Annotated in this window: 13 protein-coding genes and 1 tRNA gene; 13 read left to right on the top strand and 1 reads right to left on the bottom strand. The window is 39.1% G+C overall.

Translation table 11 applies throughout. From position 1 onward, the window contains the following. Positions 1–131: 131 nt before the first annotated feature. From BBI00_RS14245 to BBI00_RS14235, 3 genes are read left to right on the top strand one after another with little or no spacing between them, the layout of a single operon-like run. Positions 132–1,373 carry a TolC family protein gene (locus BBI00_RS14245; protein WP_083988507.1) on the top strand — a complete coding sequence of 414 codons (1,242 nt, stop codon included), beginning with the start codon at positions 132–134 and terminating at the stop codon, positions 1,371–1,373. A gap of 1 nt (position 1,374) precedes the next feature. Beyond that, the gene (locus BBI00_RS14240) at positions 1,375–2,460 is read left to right on the top strand and encodes an efflux RND transporter periplasmic adaptor subunit (RefSeq protein WP_065399381.1); all 1,086 of its coding nucleotides are present in this window, start codon (positions 1,375–1,377) and stop codon (positions 2,458–2,460) included. Positions 2,461–2,519: 59 nt separating this feature from the next. After that, the gene (locus BBI00_RS14235; protein ID WP_065399380.1) at positions 2,520–5,618 is read left to right on the top strand and encodes an efflux RND transporter permease subunit; all 3,099 of its coding nucleotides are present in this window, start codon (positions 2,520–2,522) and stop codon (positions 5,616–5,618) included. An 85-nt stretch (positions 5,619–5,703) separates the two neighbouring features. Here the strand turns inward: BBI00_RS14235 and BBI00_RS14230 are convergent, their stop codons facing one another. Beyond that, positions 5,704–7,203: a DUF4394 domain-containing protein gene (locus BBI00_RS14230; RefSeq protein WP_065399379.1), complete on the bottom strand. Its 1,500-nt coding sequence runs from the start codon at positions 7,201–7,203 to the stop codon at positions 5,704–5,706. Positions 7,204–7,530: 327 nt separating this feature from the next. Here BBI00_RS14230 and tuf point away from each other — a divergent pair, with 327 nt between their 5' ends. The 10 genes from tuf to rplK all read left to right on the top strand — a co-directional run bounded on the left by tuf (position 7,531) and on the right by rplK (position 16,451). Continuing rightward, complete coding sequence (tuf, locus tag BBI00_RS14225; RefSeq protein ID WP_062697363.1) at positions 7,531–8,718, top strand: elongation factor Tu; 1,188 nt, start codon at positions 7,531–7,533, stop codon at positions 8,716–8,718. Positions 8,719–8,780: 62 nt separating this feature from the next. Next, positions 8,781–8,851, top strand: a tRNA-Trp gene (locus BBI00_RS14220). A 12-nt stretch (positions 8,852–8,863) separates the two neighbouring features. Continuing rightward, positions 8,864–9,070, top strand: a complete 207-nt coding sequence (gene secE / locus BBI00_RS14215) for a preprotein translocase subunit SecE (protein ID WP_002976410.1) — start codon at positions 8,864–8,866, stop codon at positions 9,068–9,070. Positions 9,071–9,090: 20 nt separating this feature from the next. Continuing rightward, positions 9,091–9,633 (top strand): transcription termination/antitermination protein NusG, encoded by a 543-nt coding sequence (gene nusG, locus BBI00_RS14210; RefSeq protein WP_002976412.1) that lies wholly within the window; start codon positions 9,091–9,093, stop codon positions 9,631–9,633. 620 nt (positions 9,634–10,253) lie between these two features. Beyond that, complete coding sequence (locus BBI00_RS14205; protein WP_065399752.1) at positions 10,254–10,874, top strand: hypothetical protein; 621 nt, start codon at positions 10,254–10,256, stop codon at positions 10,872–10,874. A gap of 17 nt (positions 10,875–10,891) precedes the next feature. Next, entirely contained in the window at positions 10,892–11,533 is a 642-nt protein-coding gene (locus BBI00_RS14200) for a hypothetical protein (RefSeq protein WP_065399378.1), read from the top strand. 12 nt (positions 11,534–11,545) lie between these two features. Continuing rightward, complete coding sequence (locus BBI00_RS14195) at positions 11,546–12,217, top strand: hypothetical protein (RefSeq protein WP_065399377.1); 672 nt, start codon at positions 11,546–11,548, stop codon at positions 12,215–12,217. Between the two features lie 164 nt (positions 12,218–12,381). After that, a complete protein-coding gene (locus BBI00_RS14190) occupies positions 12,382–13,941 on the top strand; it encodes a tetratricopeptide repeat protein (RefSeq protein ID WP_065399376.1) in 1,560 nt (519 codons plus the stop codon). A gap of 143 nt (positions 13,942–14,084) precedes the next feature. Beyond that, complete coding sequence (locus tag BBI00_RS14185; RefSeq protein WP_065399375.1) at positions 14,085–15,710, top strand: T9SS type A sorting domain-containing protein; 1,626 nt, start codon at positions 14,085–14,087, stop codon at positions 15,708–15,710. Between the two features lie 294 nt (positions 15,711–16,004). Further along, positions 16,005–16,451 (top strand): 50S ribosomal protein L11, encoded by a 447-nt coding sequence (rplK, locus tag BBI00_RS14180; protein WP_065399374.1) that lies wholly within the window; start codon positions 16,005–16,007, stop codon positions 16,449–16,451. The last annotated feature ends 6 nt before the right edge of the window (positions 16,452–16,457 follow it).

Below are 16,457 nucleotides of genomic sequence, written 5' to 3'. Positions count from 1 at the left end.
TCGATTAACTTTTCATATTTTCTACGATCATCTGAAATGACCTGTTTCAGGAGATTTTAATATTTTTTTAAGGCTCATTTAAGTTTCTTTTAATCGCACGCCACCAATTTTGTAATTTAAAAAGAAAAATAATGAACAGAATTGCAGTGCTGTGTCTTGCCGTTTCCTCATTCATGGCAGCACAACAGCAAATGTCTCTTGTGGAGTGTGAAGAAGCATTCCAGAAGAACAATCTCCAGCTGCTCGCCGAACAATACAACATCAACATGGCAGATGCAGATATTCTGCAGGCCAAAATCTGGGAATTGCCGCAACTCAGCGGCCAGTTCAATGCTTACAATCCTCAGGACAAAAAGTTTTTTGATGTAGGACATTCAAAAGGAGCGGGAATTACCCAGCTGATTTATATGGGTGGTAAAAAGAAAAATGAAATTGCTTTTGCCAAATCGAATAAAGAGCTGGCTCAACTTCAGTTTTCCCAGTTACTGGTTGATCTCAGAGCCCAGCTTCGTACTGCTTATTTCAATCTTTATTACGAAAAACTCAAATTGGAAAACACCAATAAGCAACTAGGGTATATGAATGACCTTTTGAGCGCTTACAGGACACAGTCGGCAAAGGGAAATGTTTCTCTTAAAGATGCCGTAAGACTTCAGAGCCTTGTGATCCAGCTGAACCATGATAAACTTGAAATCAATAAAAACATTCTTGAATTTGAGCAGAATTTAAAAGTACTGACCGGTGTTTCTGAAGATATAGAGCCGCAAATGAGCGAGTCTGAAGCCAAAGAAGCACTCGCAGCACAGCCTTTCGGAGACGAAGAAGAGCTGAAAAGCAAAGCCCTGGAAAATAATGCCGATTACCGGTACAATTTAAAGCTGATAGACAATAGTAAATTATATGCCCAATGGCAGAAATCACTGAACGTCCCGGATCTGAATGTAGGAGCAGCGTGGGATCAGGCAGGAGGTACTTTTAATAATGAAGCCAATCTTACCCTGGGAATTCCTCTCCCTTTATGGAAGGTAAACCAGGGAAATGTGGAAAAAGCCAATTATGCAATTCAGCAGAATCAAAAAAATGCAGACTTTCAGAAACTGACCCTTGAAACAAAAGTGCAGTCTGCCTACAAAACCTGGAAGGCCCAATATGACCAGCTGCTGGATATCAAAACTACAGATTTGCAGAATATGGAATTGGTATACAACGGAATGCTGACCAATTTCAGAAAAGGAAATGTCAACCTTATTGAATTTACAGACTTTATGGACAGCTACCGGCAAACCGCACTTCAGATCTATGATATGAAAAATGAGATCATGCAGGCTGCAGAACAGCTTAATCAACTAGTACAAACGAAAATCTTCTATTAAAATGAAAACTTATATTATCCCTGTATTGATGGTCTTATCATTGTTGGCCTGTTCTAAAAAAGAAGAAGAAAAAAACAATCAGGCTAAAAAAGGCTTTGAGCTCAGCAATACGATGCTCAGTTCAATTTCATTAGCAAAAGCTGAACAAAGGAATATAGAAGATGAGTACAGCTTTTACGGAAAAATTTCTGCTGATAAAAACAGTTATATAGATGTTTACCCGCTGGTAGGAGGAAATGTACTGAGTGTAAATGTAGAATTGGGAGACTATGTGAAAAAAGGAAAGGTGCTCGCAACGATCCGGAGTACGGAGCTGGCAGAAATTCAGAAAGATGTGAGTGATGCAAAGACAGATCTTGTGGTTGCTAAAAATAACCTTAGAGTGGCCAGAGAATTATATGAAGGAAAGCTCAATACCGAAAGAGATGTTCTGGAAGCCAGAAGCCAGCTGCAGAAAGCAGAAGATCAGTTACAGCGGGCTACAGCAGTAAGCACAGTTTATAATGTAAGGTCAGGAAATATCTACAATGTAGTAGCCCCGATTGACGGATATATCGTTCAGAAGAGCATCAATAAAGATATGCAGCTGCGAAGCGATAGAAGTGATAACATCTTTGACGTAGCCAATACAACCAATGTATGGGCGATCATGAATGTAAATGAATCTGATATTGACAAGATCAGTCTTGGAATGAAAGCCCAGGTTTCAACGCTTTCCTATCCGGATAAGGTTTTTGATGGGAAAATTGATAAAATATTTAGAATCATCGATCCGCAGACTAATGCCATGCAGGCGAGAGTCGTCCTGGATAATGCCAACGGTCTTCTGATCCCGGACAGCAAAGCAACCATTAAAGTTTCCAGCCTGGAAAGCAAAACAATGCTGACCATTCCGTCCAAAGCCGTAATTTTTGATGACAACAAAAGTTTTGTGGTGGTTTTTAAATCCAGAACCGATGTGAAGGTCAGAGAGGTTAAGGTCCTGAAGCAGGTAGGAGACATTACTTATATCTCAGACGGCCTGAAAGAGGGAGAAGAAGTGATTACGAATAATCAGCTGTTGATTTATCGTTCACTGAATAGTTAATCTATTCAACCATTTAGAATTTTTCTCAACGGCTTTTTTAGGTCATCAATGCATTTACCATGAATAAATTTATAAAAAATATAATCGCTTTTTCATTAAAAAATAAAGCCTTTACCTTTATCTGGGTGGCTATTTTAGCGATTGCCGGTTTTATAAGCTTCAAAAATATGCCGATTGAAGCTTTCCCGGATGTTACCAATACTCAAATCGTAATTATTACCCAATGGAATGGACGGAGCGCAGAAGAAGTAGAACGTTTTGTGACAACCCCCATCGAATTGGCCATGAGCCCGGTTCAGAAGAAAACCAGTGTGAGAAGTACCACCATGTTTGGGCTTTCCATTGTTAAAATTCTGTTTGATGACGGGGTGGATGATACTTTTGCCAGAAATCAGGTCAATAACCAATTAAGAACCATTAGCCTTCCTGATGAAGTAGACCCTGAAGTACAGCCACCCTACGGGCCAACCGGAGAAATTTTCAGATATACGCTGGAAAGCAAAACAAAAGACTCCCGGAAGCTGCTTACCCTGCAAAACTGGGTAATTGACCGTGCTTTAAGAGGAGTTCCCGGAGTTGCAGATATCAACGTTTTCGGTGGGCAGGACAAAGTTTTCGAGCTGAGTATTGATCCGAGAGCTTTGGATAAATATAATCTGACTCCGCTTCAGGTATACGATGCCGTTACGAAAAGCAACCTGAATGTTGGTGGTGACGTTATTGAAAAGAACGGGCAGGCCTATGTAGTAAGAGGTATTGGCCTGGTAAAGTCTGTAACGGATATCGGTAATATTACCATTCAGAATGACAGTGGAAACCCTGTTTTGGTAAAAAATGTAGCAGAAGTTCATGAAAGCTCTATGCCGAGAGTAGGACAGGCAGCCCTGAACAACCATGATGATACCGTAGAAGGCATTGTTGTGATGAGAAAAGGAGAGAACCCAAGAGAAGTTCTGGTAGGTGTAAAAGCAAAAATCAAAGAATTAAACGAAAAAGTTCTTCCAAAAGATGTGAAAATGGTCACTTTCTATGATCGTGATAATCTGATGGACTTTACCACGCACACCGTAATGCATAACCTTATTGAAGGAATTGTACTGGTAACCGTGATTGTCTTGATTTTTATGGCAGACTGGAGAACAACTTTAATTGTTTCTATCATCATCCCTCTATCATTATTATTCGCATTTTTATGTTTAAAACTGGCCGGGATGAGTGCCAATCTGCTTTCATTAGGAGCAGTAGACTTCGGGATCATCATTGACGGAGCCGTCGTCATGGTAGAAGGGCTCTTTGTAATGCTAGACCACAAAGCCCACAAATATGGAATGGAAAAATTCAATAAACTGGCGAAAGGCGGCTGGATCAAGCAGACCGGAACAGGCCTCGGAAAAGCAATTTTCTTTTCGAAGCTGATCATCATTACTTCTTTGATCCCGATCTTCTCGTTCCAGAAAGTGGAAGGTAAAATGTTTTCACCATTGGCTTTTACATTAGGGTTTGCATTAATGGGAGCCTTGATCTTTACATTGACGCTGGTTCCTGTTCTTTCTCATATTCTTTTAAATAAAAATGTAAGAGAAAAAAACAATCCCTTTGTTAATTTTTGGGACAGAATCGTTCTGAAGGGATTTAATGTCACATTCAGGAATAAAAAAATAAGTATGATCGTGGCTGTCTCATTTTTGGCTGTCACTCTATTTTCCGGTAAGTTTCTGGGAACGGAATTCCTTCCGCAACTGAATGAAGGATCACTTTGGATCACCGCAGAAATGCCCATGAGCTCTTCACTGAAAGAATCGCTGAAAACAGCCAATCTTTTAAAGAAAGACATCATGAGTTTCTCTGAAGTGACAGATGTTCTGGCTCAGACGGGAAGAAGTAATGACGGAACAGACCCGAACGGTTTCGGATTTGTGCAGTTTGCCGTCAACCTTAAGCCCAGGGAAGAATGGAAACGGAAGATCACCTATGATGAGCTGATTAATGAAATTGACCAGAAATTACGGAACTATCAGGGGATTACCTTCAACTATTCCCAGCCGATCTCCGATAATGTGGCGGAAGCTGTAGCCGGATTTAAGGCAGAAAACGGGATCAAGATTTATGGTGATAATCTGGAAACCCTTGATAACCTTGCCCATGAGATCCTGACAAAAATTAAAGATGTAGACGGAGTAAAAGATCCAGGGATCATTAAAAATATTGGCCAGCCGGAGGTGAGTGTGGTACTGGACAGGGATAAAATGGCAGCCTATGGAGTAATGCCGGCAGATGCACAGGCGGTACTTGAAATGGCATTTGGCGGAAAAACGGCTTCAGAAATGTTTGACGGTGAAAGAAAATTCCCGATCCGTCTCCGGTATTCACAGGAATACAGAACCAATGAAAATGATATCGCTTCCCTGATGGTTCCTACACAGGACGGGGCGAAGATCCCTTTAAAAGAGATCAGTACCATTGTAAAAGATAACGGGGCGGCATTTATTTACAGGGATAATATCAAAAGATACATCGGAGTGAAATTTTCAATCCGTGACAGGGATTTGGGAAGTACTATTGCCGATGCGCAGAAAAAAGTGGCTGCCGTTGAACTTCCGGATGGATATTCTGTAGGATGGACCGGTCAGTTTGAAAACCAGCAGCGTGCTTCACACAGGCTGGCTCAGGTAGTGCCGGTGAGTATCCTGATGATCTTCTTCCTGTTGTTTATCCTGTTTGGAAATATGAAAGACTCTCTCCTTGTATTGGCTAATGTACCATTTGCACTGATCGGAGGAATCATTGCCCTGCACGTTACCGGAATGAATTTCGGGATCTCTGCCGGAGTAGGAATGATTGCCCTTTTGGGCATCTGTATCCAGAATGGGGTAATCCTGATCACAGAATTCCATCAGAACGTTAAAAACGGGATGGATTTAGATGCAGCGATATTAAACGGAGTGAAATCCAGAACCAGACCGGTGATTATGACAGCACTGATGGCTTCCATCGGGTTGATGCCGGCAGCCTTGTCTACGGGAATCGGTTCGGAATCCCAGAAACCTCTGGCCATTGTCATCATTGGAGGACTGATTACAGCAACAGTGCTTACCCTGCTTATTTTCCCGATTATCTTCTGGATTTTCAACAGGACAAGAAAGCTCAGCCAGATTTGATTTTTATCTTTCATCTATAGGAATAAGAAGTGCGGAAAACAAAGTTTTCCGCACTTCCCGGTTATTGAAATAAAATAGAATGAGTTTAAAAACCTAGCCCCACTGTAAAGGCTTTTACAGTATTCGGGTAATCAGAAACAGAAGTGGCAGCTCCTGTAGTGGTATTGATAGAGTAAATTTTCGTAGATGAACCTATTGAAGCCATTAAATAAGCTTTTTGGCTCATACTTCCAATATCAAATCCATTGGCACCGGTGATGTTGATTCCTAAAGGACCGGTCTCTACTAAAGTTCCGTTGTTCGGAGGGTTTTGCTGATATAATTTATCGGTATTATGATCAATAACAAAAAGAGTAGTAGAGGCTGCTCCCGCAAAATTATTGGTATATGCTGCAGCGCTTATTATAGGACTTCCCGGATTCAATATAATATCAGTTGCTGCAATTGTTCCGTCATTAGGATTGAGCCTGAGATTCTGTCCCGTATTACTCACCACTCTTATCCTGTCTACAGTGGGATTAAAATCAAATCCGAAATCTGTTCCGGAAAGCAGGGTTGAAAAAGGAGCTGATCCTACAGCAGTGGCAGTACCGGTTCCCAAATTAATAGTATAAATTCTGCTTGAACTTCCTAATGCATACAGCTGACCATTAACAGGACGGAAATCTATTCCTAAAATATTTTCACCGCTTTGCAGTCCCGCCACTGTTTTGGAGACGGGCATCGGGTTGTTTGGATTGAATATCTGCAGATTATTTGAATTGTCAATAGCGTACGCTACCGGTTCTGTAGGAATGGCAATATCTATTATTCCCTGTTGCAGAGACCCGATAGAGGTTGTTTTTCCGTTATTCAGATCCAGGATGTGCAATTGATTATTCAAAGCCAATAATGCAATGCTGTTATCATATTTAATATCAAATGCAGCCTGTCCCGTAAAAGTTGTTCCCAGACTTCCGACTTCCACTAAGGTTCCATTGTTGGGAGGATCCTGTTTGTATAATTTTCCTGAAGCCGGATCAATATCATATAAGATCGTTGCTGAAGCTCCAGCTTTACTGTTTGTATAAGCTAATCCTGTTACAGAAGGATTTCCTGTTCCGTTAATATTGATGTCAGTAGCGGCAACAGCCCCTGTTTCAGGATGTAAACGTAGATTTTGTCCGGTATTGCTCACCAGACGGATCCTGTCAACGGTAGGGTTGAAGTCAATAGCAGCTGTTGTTCCTGAAATCATGGGAGTAAACGCTGTTGAGCCGACAACTCTTGCAGAGGCATTGGAGGTGTTGATAATATATAATTTACTGGCATTCGACAATGCGTACAGTTCTCCGGTGGCAGGTCTGAAGTCGATGCTTAGCAGTTTCTCTCCTGAAGGTATACCGGTAACAGCTGTTTTTGAGGTGAACGTTTTGGGATTGTTGGAATTGAAGTAGACAAGTTCATTCATTGCAGTTATTCCATATACCATAAGGTCCGGGCCCTGAGGATTCATCATGTCAGGCATGTTGTCGTCCGAATTATCGCATGAAAGCAGGGCTATAAAAGCAAACAGGGCGAAGTAGGTGTGTAATAATTTTCTCATAATAGTAATTTTAGTTGTTGTACTTATATCTACGAGAAAAAAACAGGCCCGGATTTAAAGATCGATGCAATTTTCTTTATTTTTTATGCATGCATATTGTATTCATAATTAGTGAGATAGTTTATATTTTTAATAAAACATTTCTGAGATTTTTTTCTATTCGGAAAAATGTGTAAATTTGCAGTCTCAATACGTTGAAATATAAGGTTTGTCCTTCATTGGAAGATAATATTGAAAGTTTTTTTAATAAAAAGTTTTTGGTATTTAAAAATTCATTATATTTGCACACCGAAAATTTGAAAAACAATAAATAAATAATTTTAAATCATGGCAAAGGAAACGTTTAATCGTAACAAACCACACTTGAACATTGGTACTATTGGTCACGTTGACCATGGTAAAACTACACTTACTGCAGCTATCAGTAGTGTATTAGCGAACAAGGGTCTTGCTGAGAAAAAAGATTTCTCTTCTATTGACTCTGCTCCAGAAGAAAAAGAAAGAGGTATCACTATTAATACAGCTCACATCGAGTACGAAACTGAAAACAGACACTATGCACACGTTGACTGTCCAGGTCACGCTGACTATGTTAAGAACATGGTAACTGGTGCTGCTCAGATGGATGGAGCGATCTTAGTATGTGCTGCAACTGATGGACCAATGCCTCAAACTAGAGAGCACATCCTACTTTGCCGTCAGGTAAACGTACCAAGAATCGTTGTTTTCATGAACAAAGTTGATATGGTGGATGATGCTGAGCTTTTAGAGCTTGTTGAACTTGAACTTAGAGATTTATTATCTACTTACGAATATGACGGAGATAACTCTCCAGTAATCCAGGGATCTGCTCTTGGAGCTCTTAACGGAGACGAGAAGTGGGTTAAGACTGTTGAAGAATTGATGGATGCAGTTGATACTTGGATCGAGCAGCCTGTTAGAGATCAGGATAAGCCATTCTTGATGCCAATCGAAGACGTATTCTCTATTACAGGTAGAGGTACTGTAGCAACTGGTAGAATCGAGGCTGGTGTTATCAACACTGGTGATCCGGTTGATATCGTAGGTATGGGTGATGAGAAATTAACTTCTACTATTACAGGGGTTGAGATGTTCAGAAAAATCCTAGACAGAGGTGAAGCTGGTGATAACGTAGGTCTATTGTTGAGAGGTATTGAAAAAACTGACATCAAGAGAGGTATGGTTATCGCTAAGAAAGATTCAGTTAAGCCACACAAAAAATTCAAAGCTGAGGTTTATATCCTTTCTAAAGAAGAAGGTGGACGTCACACTCCATTCCACAACAAGTACCGTCCTCAGTTCTACGTAAGAACTACTGACGTTACAGGTGAGATCTTCTTACCAGAAGGTGTAGAAATGGTAATGCCTGGTGATAACTTAACTATTACTGTAGAATTGTTACAGCCAATCGCTCTTAACGAGGGTCTTAGATTCGCGATCAGAGAAGGAGGTAGAACAGTTGGTGCAGGTCAGGTTACTGAAATCATCGAGTAATTATTCTCTTAAAAATATAAAAAGCTTCCGTAAGGAACTTCTTTACGGAGCTTTTTTAAACTACGGGCATCGTCCAATGGTAGGATACCGGTCTCCAAAACCGTTGATCAGGGTTCGAATCCTTGTGCCCGTGCAAATATAAATTATGAGTTCATTTGTCGATTTTTTAAAAGGTTCTTATAACGAATTCAGACATAAAGTTGAATGGCCAAAGTGGGCTGACCTTCAGTCTTCTACAATTGTAGTGACTATTGCGACAGTGATTCTGGCATTATTTACCTTTGGAGTTGATGAATTGTTTTCAAAAGCAATCAGCAACATCATCGGAATGCTAATCAACTTGTTCAATTAATTAAAAAGTATTTTCCCATAATGAGCGAATTGAAATGGTATGTGCTGAAAGCTATCAGCGGACAGGAAAATAAAGTGAAAAACTATATTGAGACAGAAATCAAACGTTTAGGGTTTGAGCAGTACGTTACTCAAGTGGTTATTCCTATGGAAAAGGTGATTCAGATTAGAAACGGTAAAAAAGTTCCTAAAGAGAGACCTTACTATCCTGGATACTTAATGATCGAAGCTGATCTGATGGGAGAAATTCCTCACGTAATCAAAAACATCCCTGGAGTTATATCTTTCTTAAGCTTGACAAAAGGAGGAGATCCTGTTCCAATGAGAAAATCAGAAGTGAACAGAATGCTTGGAAGAATGGATGAACTTTCAGAATTCGCAAGCGATGTTGAGATTCCATATGTAGTAGGTGAAAACGTGAAAGTAATCGATGGACCTTTCAACGGATTCAACGGTACAGTTGAGAAAATTCTTGAAGACAAAAAGAAAATTGAAGTTTCTGTATTGATCTTCGGTAGAAAGACTCCAATGGAGCTAAGCTACATGCAAGTAGAAAAAGTATAATAATTACTTTATATAAAATTAAAAGACTGCTGTTTCAGCGGTCTTTTTTTGTTTTGTACATTCGTTTGATATTAAGTTGATAGTGCCTTATAAACCTTCCTGCTGGTAGATTCATGGTTGATTTCAGTCCTTTTCTAAGTTGTTCTTTTATCCTTATAATTTAATATTGAATCCGCAGAGTTATTGAATAGGCCAGTATATCTCTTAACCATCCCCGAAATTTTAACTTATCTGTGTTTAAATTAGAAAATATAATAATAATATACTAAACCTGATTTGTGATTTTATTCCCAGGTGTTAGAGTTTTCATAATTTTTTGCTGTTATTTTTATTAATAATTAAAATTTCGGTTCACCGCTGGCTCCTTCTGCATAGGAGTTTACCTTAATTTATTTATCTCTTCCGCGGGATAAAAGCTGTTTTTCACAGTATTGGTGCGGGTTTAGCCATCATATTTACCTATGGATGGCATACTTCTTGTAACTTGTTTTTCAGTTAATCCATAACTTTATTTTGCTTACTCGGTGCACAGTATAGTATGTGTAAAGGGTTTCTTGTTTTTGTATTCAATGATTACTGAGACAGGAATAAAGGAAAATAATAAAATAAACACATATCCAATGACAAAAATTATTTCGACAATCCTTTTGTTGGGCTTGTTCTCTATGACTGATGCTCAGGTTGGTATAAACACCAAAACACCTGAAAAAGACCTGACTGTTAACGGTACGATGAAGACGTCCGGAATGGTTTTCAAAAAACCAATAGAAAAGCTTGGAGCCAGTGAAAATTATACTTTTATTATTAAGTCTCCTGCTCCGGAAAATAAAATTACCGCTTATAATGATGCTTTCGTACCTAATTCGCCGGCGCCTATCAATCTGATCCAGTATAAAATTACCTGTGATCCTACCGATAAGGACTGGGTGAATGAATTTGACACTAAAATCAATTCCAGCAAATTTTTGGTAGTAATCTCTTCATTTGGATTTACTCAGGCCGTTAAAACCGGTGCTGCGGACTGGTTGACGCCGGTTCCTCAGATTTTTGCCTACTCTACCGGGACAACATGGAAGCTTAAAGCCGATTATCAGGGTTTTGCCCCGGATGCCTCTTTACCAACAGGTGTATGGACGCTCAATCTAATGGTTTTTGACCGTGCCTATGCAAAAGAGTTTAATCCTACACAGGCGATGGGAACTTCAACCACAGGCGCTGCAGCCGCACCTTTAATTCAGTAAAATAAAAACATAACATAATGAAAAAAATAATCACCTTACTCTTTGCAGCCGGAGCTTTTTTTACCGCAAATGCCCAAGTAGGAATAAATACAACTAAACCGCAGTCGACACTGGATGTAGCAGGGGAAACTTTAGTGGAATCCTATCTTATTGACACGGTAAACTCACCAGCAGGAGGAAATTATTTTCTTTTGACACGTTCTAAAGATACTACTCCGGTAGGAAAAGTGAAAATGATGGATATCGCTCTCAGAAATGTAGCACCCGTAAATGCCTATAAAGTTGTTCTTACCAATGTGAACCAGGATGAAGTAGTGAGCCTTAACACAGGCCTGGAAACCGGTAAATATGTTATTGCAATTACCGGAGCCACTTTTTCATCTGCTATTTCTGCAGCCAATACCAGTACAACTCCTAAATCTTTTGGAGCGTATTCTACAGAAGTAACACCGGTTACAAGTGGAGGAAAGACTTATCATGCCATTAATCTGAGCTTTAAAGGGGCCGGAACAGTATCTTCGGCTAACGGTACCTGGACACTTACTCTGAATGTATTTGAAAGATCTCTGGTAAAAGATTGGGGAACGTTTAATGGTTCCGTATCAGCAGCAGCAGGTTATACAGGCGTTTCATCAAACACTCCGCTTGGACTTCAATAAAAAATAACAATTATGGAAAGAAAAATTTATATTATCATAATCATGTGTCTGGGAGTTTTTTTTAATGCTCAGACCGGCAGAGTGGGAATAAAAACAACCAATCCCACAGAGACATTAGATGTGAACGGAGATACCCGTACCGATGCGTTATATCTTAGAAACCCGGGAGAACCTACCATGACTGGGGGGAGCTTTCTTGCCACTTCACAGAATTCACTTCAGTTGTATAACCCTGCATTAGAGAGCAGTGGATTGTTTAATTACCTTAAGCTTACGTTAACAGGAGTGTCTGGGGCAGGAATTACAGATTATGATACTAAGATAGATGCCAATAATTTTCTTCTTGTAGTGCATAATTATGCCTTCAAGCTTAATGATGGAACTACAAGTGTGGCTTTGGATTTCGGAGACAACGGGATCAATGATAACCGTCAGGGATCTCCGGATGTGACCGCATTCGTAAGTAATGGAACCTGGCATCTTAAAGCAGGATTTACCAATAACAGCAGATTGATTGCTTTTACATCAGCCAGCCCTGCAAGAACCTATAATAATTTTACAGTAGAATTTTATCTGATGGCTTATAAAAGGCTTATTACAAAACAGAACTTCAGTGATATCAATGCTAATCTGGGGGGAACCGATGGCTCAGCACAAACACTGAGCAAACCTTCAGGATTTTAAAAACAGAGAGAGTATTTCAGAATATAAAAGGCCATTTTTTAATAAATGGCCTTTTTTTATTTAATGGTATGTGTGAAATATTTTATGATTTATAAGGCAGATTAGCAGATTGCATATTGTTTTATCAAATGATTTTATAATTTTATAAGGAATTATATTGAAATATGGGAAAACTTCTACTTTTTGTCTGGCTGTTGTGCTGTTCAACGGTATTCTGCTTCGGGCAGGATAGGAAAGAATACGAGCAGTATATACATACGGCCGATGAGCTGAAGTTTAAAGATTGGGCGAAAGCAGAGCAATACATCCGTAAAGCCAGAAAAAGTGTTCCGGATAAAGAATTGGGTAATTTTTATATGGAAGCTGCCAAAATTTACAGCGACATGAATTATTTTGATCTTGCACTGGATTATTCTAATAAGGCCTATCATATTTTTCTGGATAAGGATGAAGAGAAAACAGCAAAGATAGATGGTATTTTTGCGTATACCTATTCACAGCTCAATGATACCAGGAGAGCTGTTACTTACTATAAGAAACTTCTCAACTTTTATCAGAAACAGAAAAAGCAGGTAGAAACGGTTAAAGCACTGAACAATCTGGGAAATGCATATCTGGTACTGTCGAAGCTTGATTCGTCACGGTATTATTTCGAAAAGAGTCTGATGACATTTGAGAATTATGACAATCCGGTTCTGAAGGCCTTTGTATTTTCAAATTTCGGTAAACTGAATTTTCAGGAAGGAAATAAAACAAAAGCGGAAAATTATTTACTTGAAGCAAGTGATATCTTACAGAAGAATAATATTGAGGACCATAAATCAAATTACCAGGTCAATTATAACCTTGCCAATTTCTATATTAAAACCCAAAACCCTGAAAAAGCATTGCTATATGCCCGTAATCTTGGGAAATATGTCATTCCGGATGCCGTAAGTTTTGATAATACCAATTATCTGAGAACCCTGTATGAAGCCTATCAGCTGAACAGGGATTACAGGCTTTCCGCAGAAACCTTCAAAAAATATGATTCTATACGTGATTTGCTGAATATAGAAGAAAAAGCAGTGAATGTAGAAAGACTGAAAGTGCAGCACGATTACGAACTGAGGAAAAGGCTTGACAAAATAGAACAGGACAAAAAGAATATCCTGTATGCAGTAATGGTCATTATTCTTTTACTCGTTCTGGTGATCTGTATTTTACTGCTTATTAATTTCAGAAATAAAGCTGAGAAGTTACGGCTTGAAAAGAAGCTGATCGAAAATAGAGAAAAACAGCTGGAAATAGACAATCAGATGAAAGAAAAAATGCTGGTCTATAAATCTATGGAGCAGTCTAAAATTGAAGAAATTTTCAAATCTCTTTTAGAACAGATCAATGTTCTGAAATCTAAACTGAAAGATAGTGAAATTGATGAAGTTTCAAGAATTATCAATGAAATAAAACTGAACACCAAACAGGACTCCTGGGGAGATTTTGAATATCATTTTCTGAATATCCACGAATCATTTTATGAAAATCTGGACCGTAAACATCCGGGACTTACCAATTATGATAAAAGGCTGGCTGCCATGCTGAAGCTTAAATTATCTACAAAAGAAATCTCCAATCTCCTTAACGTGACTCCGAAAACAATTGAAAATTCAAGGACAAGACTCCGTAAAAAAATGAATCTTACCAATACAAAAGAAGATCTTTCTCAATATTTAAATGAATTGTAATTGGTTGGTTATTAATGGTTAATGTGTAGGTGTGTGGTAATGATGTGGTGCTTTTTACTCCCTAAGTGGTAATTGTGTGGAAGATTTTGAATGCGGTTCGCAGACATTCTATTTCTTTGTTTCATATTTAAAACAATACCGCTATGAAAAAAATACTTATCCTTTTCGGAACCCTGCTTTTTTGGTTTACAGGGAAAGCACAATGGAATCCTGTTCTTGACCAGAACCTTGCCGTAACAAAACAGGCGAGTTCTTCTTTTGCTGCCACTACAAGTGACGGAAAGACCTATATAGGATACTGGAAAAGCGTACCGGCTCCTGTCAACTTTGAATTATGGGTACAGATGCTGGATCAGCAGGGAAATAAACTGTTAGGTTCAGACGGAATTAAAATTTCTGATCAGATTCCCATGAGTACCTATACCGTAATGGAAAGTACTGCCGTTGATTCTTCAAACAATTTCTATATAGGCGTGACGGGTACCGGGGCCGGAAATCCCGGATACATATTTAAGATTACTCCACAAGGCACATCAGAATGGCCAAACGGGATCAGCTTAGGAGAAGCTTATCTGCCAACCATCCTTCCACTGTCTGCCGGAGGTATTCTCGTGGCTTATTTTCCATCCAGCCAGAAATATACCAAAGTACAGAAGTACGATGCTGCCGGGCAGGCGGTATGGGCTACTCCAACTCAGATCAAGTCTGATGATACCACTAAAAATACAGTTCCTGGCAATCTTTTCGAACTTTCTAACAATGAATGTGAAATAATCTTCCATAAGCAGCTCTCTTTCGGAACCACAAGCTATCTGTTTGCTCAGAAACTTAACCTGGAAACCGGAACTATAGCATGGGATGCCCCTAAGCAGATTACCACCAAGTCTACCGCTTACAATGCCAAATATTCAGGTGCTGTGGATGGTAACGTCGTGTATTACGGATTCAGCAGTGGAGAAAATATGAGATTTGATGCCTATATTCAGAGAATTGATGCCAATAGTAACCTTCCGTGGGGGAATGTAGGCGTAGACTTTGATACCAATCAGACTTATTTTGAAAAAGATATGAAAATGGCATTTGCTCCGGGATCTCCTTATGTATGGGCAATAGCAAACTATAGCTCTTCATCGCAGGGACAAAACGGAGAATTCGTACAAAAGTTTGATAAAGCTACAGGAGCAAGGCTTTTAACAGATAATGCCAAACAGGTTTTTCCGGTTGATAATACATCAATGTTTCATTACGGGAACCTGCAGCTGGTGAACAACAGTCCTTATTTTGTAGTACAGAAGAAAGAAGGTACCGGTCTTAATGTATCACTGAATGCTGTTTTGCTTAATACTGACGGGGAATTTACATGGCCGGAACATTACCTTCCTGTTGCTACGTATGCAGCCTCAAAATCTTATCCGAGCGTACTAAGGCCTGTTAACGGGCAGGCTGTGGTTGTCTTTCATGAGCAGAAAAGTGGCGATATTCAGCCGGTTGCCTATGCACAGAATTTAATTTTTCCTTCCGGATCCATGTCAACACACGAAATTTCAGGTAAAAAATCAGAAATCAGAATATATCCTAACCCTGCAGCAGACTTTATTCATATAGATGGAGTAAAAGATCAGAATGTTGGTATCTATAATGCAGCAGGCCAGCTGATAAAAACCGGATCCGTGAAACAGGGAATGATAGATGTAAAAGATCTTGTGAAAGGAATGTATATTTTAAAAATAAAAGATCAGGAAGAAGGACTGAAGTTCCTTAAAAAGTAATTTTTCATCATATTAATATAATAGTATTTGGGAAGAGGGGAGGACAAGATGTGTTCTCCTTTCTTTTTTATATAATTGAAACCGTTTTAAAACAGCAGTACAGGAAAATATAAACTTCAGGATCTTAATTATTTTTTTAAAACTTTTTAAAAATCAACAATATCCGTTTGTAGTTTCAAAAATATTTTATACTTTTGCAGTCCAAAAAGTAGGCTTATCATAGGTGAGTGCGATAACCTGCTGAATAATAAATGCTTCCAAACTCATTAATTATTCAAATTTAAAAAACAAACAATGGCTAAGAAAGTCTTTAAAATGGTAAAGCTTCAGGTGAAAGGTGGCGCAGCTAACCCTTCTCCACCAGTAGGTCCGGCATTAGGTTCTGCAGGTGTGAACATCATGGAGTTTTGTAAGCAATTTAACGGAAGAACCCAAGATAAGCCAGGGCAAGTTTTACCTGTAGTAATTACAGTATACGAAGACAAATCTTTTGAATTCGTTATTAAAACTCCACCTGCAGCAATCCAGTTAATGGATGCGGCTAAGATCAAGGGAGGTTCCGGTGAACCAAACAGAAACAAAGTAGGTTCTGTATCTTGGGATCAAGTGAAAAAAATCGCTGAGGACAAAATGAGTGACCTTAACTGCTTTACAATGGATTCTGCAGTTTCTATGGTTGCAGGTACTGCTAGATCTATGGGATTAAGAGTAACAGGAACTAAACCAACTTTTAACGCTTAAAACTAT

The organism is Chryseobacterium arthrosphaerae (assembly GCF_001684965.1).
Lineage (GTDB): Bacteria > Bacteroidota > Bacteroidia > Flavobacteriales > Weeksellaceae > Chryseobacterium > Chryseobacterium arthrosphaerae.
The sequence above is the reverse complement of the archived record's forward strand: the minus strand, read 5'-3'. Positions and strand labels throughout refer to the sequence as shown.

Excerpts from the sequence above, each read along its gene's own strand:
- BBI00_RS14245 (WP_083988507.1), top strand. The coding sequence starts at position 132 with ATGAACAGAATTGCAGTGCTGTGTCTTGCCGTTTCCTCATTCATGGCA.
- BBI00_RS14240 (WP_065399381.1), top strand. The coding sequence starts at position 1,375 with ATGAAAACTTATATTATCCCTGTATTGATGGTCTTATCATTGTTGGCC.
- BBI00_RS14235 (WP_065399380.1), top strand. The coding sequence starts at position 2,520 with ATGAATAAATTTATAAAAAATATAATCGCTTTTTCATTAAAAAATAAA.
- BBI00_RS14230 (WP_065399379.1), bottom strand. The coding sequence starts at position 7,203 with ATGAGAAAATTATTACACACCTACTTCGCCCTGTTTGCTTTTATAGCC.
- tuf (WP_062697363.1), top strand. The coding sequence starts at position 7,531 with ATGGCAAAGGAAACGTTTAATCGTAACAAACCACACTTGAACATTGGT.
- secE (WP_002976410.1), top strand. The coding sequence starts at position 8,864 with ATGAGTTCATTTGTCGATTTTTTAAAAGGTTCTTATAACGAATTCAGA.
- nusG (WP_002976412.1), top strand. The coding sequence starts at position 9,091 with ATGAGCGAATTGAAATGGTATGTGCTGAAAGCTATCAGCGGACAGGAA.
- BBI00_RS14205 (WP_065399752.1), top strand. The coding sequence starts at position 10,254 with ATGACAAAAATTATTTCGACAATCCTTTTGTTGGGCTTGTTCTCTATG.
- BBI00_RS14200 (WP_065399378.1), top strand. The coding sequence starts at position 10,892 with ATGAAAAAAATAATCACCTTACTCTTTGCAGCCGGAGCTTTTTTTACC.
- BBI00_RS14195 (WP_065399377.1), top strand. The coding sequence starts at position 11,546 with ATGGAAAGAAAAATTTATATTATCATAATCATGTGTCTGGGAGTTTTT.
- BBI00_RS14190 (WP_065399376.1), top strand. The coding sequence starts at position 12,382 with ATGGGAAAACTTCTACTTTTTGTCTGGCTGTTGTGCTGTTCAACGGTA.
- BBI00_RS14185 (WP_065399375.1), top strand. The coding sequence starts at position 14,085 with ATGAAAAAAATACTTATCCTTTTCGGAACCCTGCTTTTTTGGTTTACA.
- rplK (WP_065399374.1), top strand. The coding sequence starts at position 16,005 with ATGGCTAAGAAAGTCTTTAAAATGGTAAAGCTTCAGGTGAAAGGTGGC.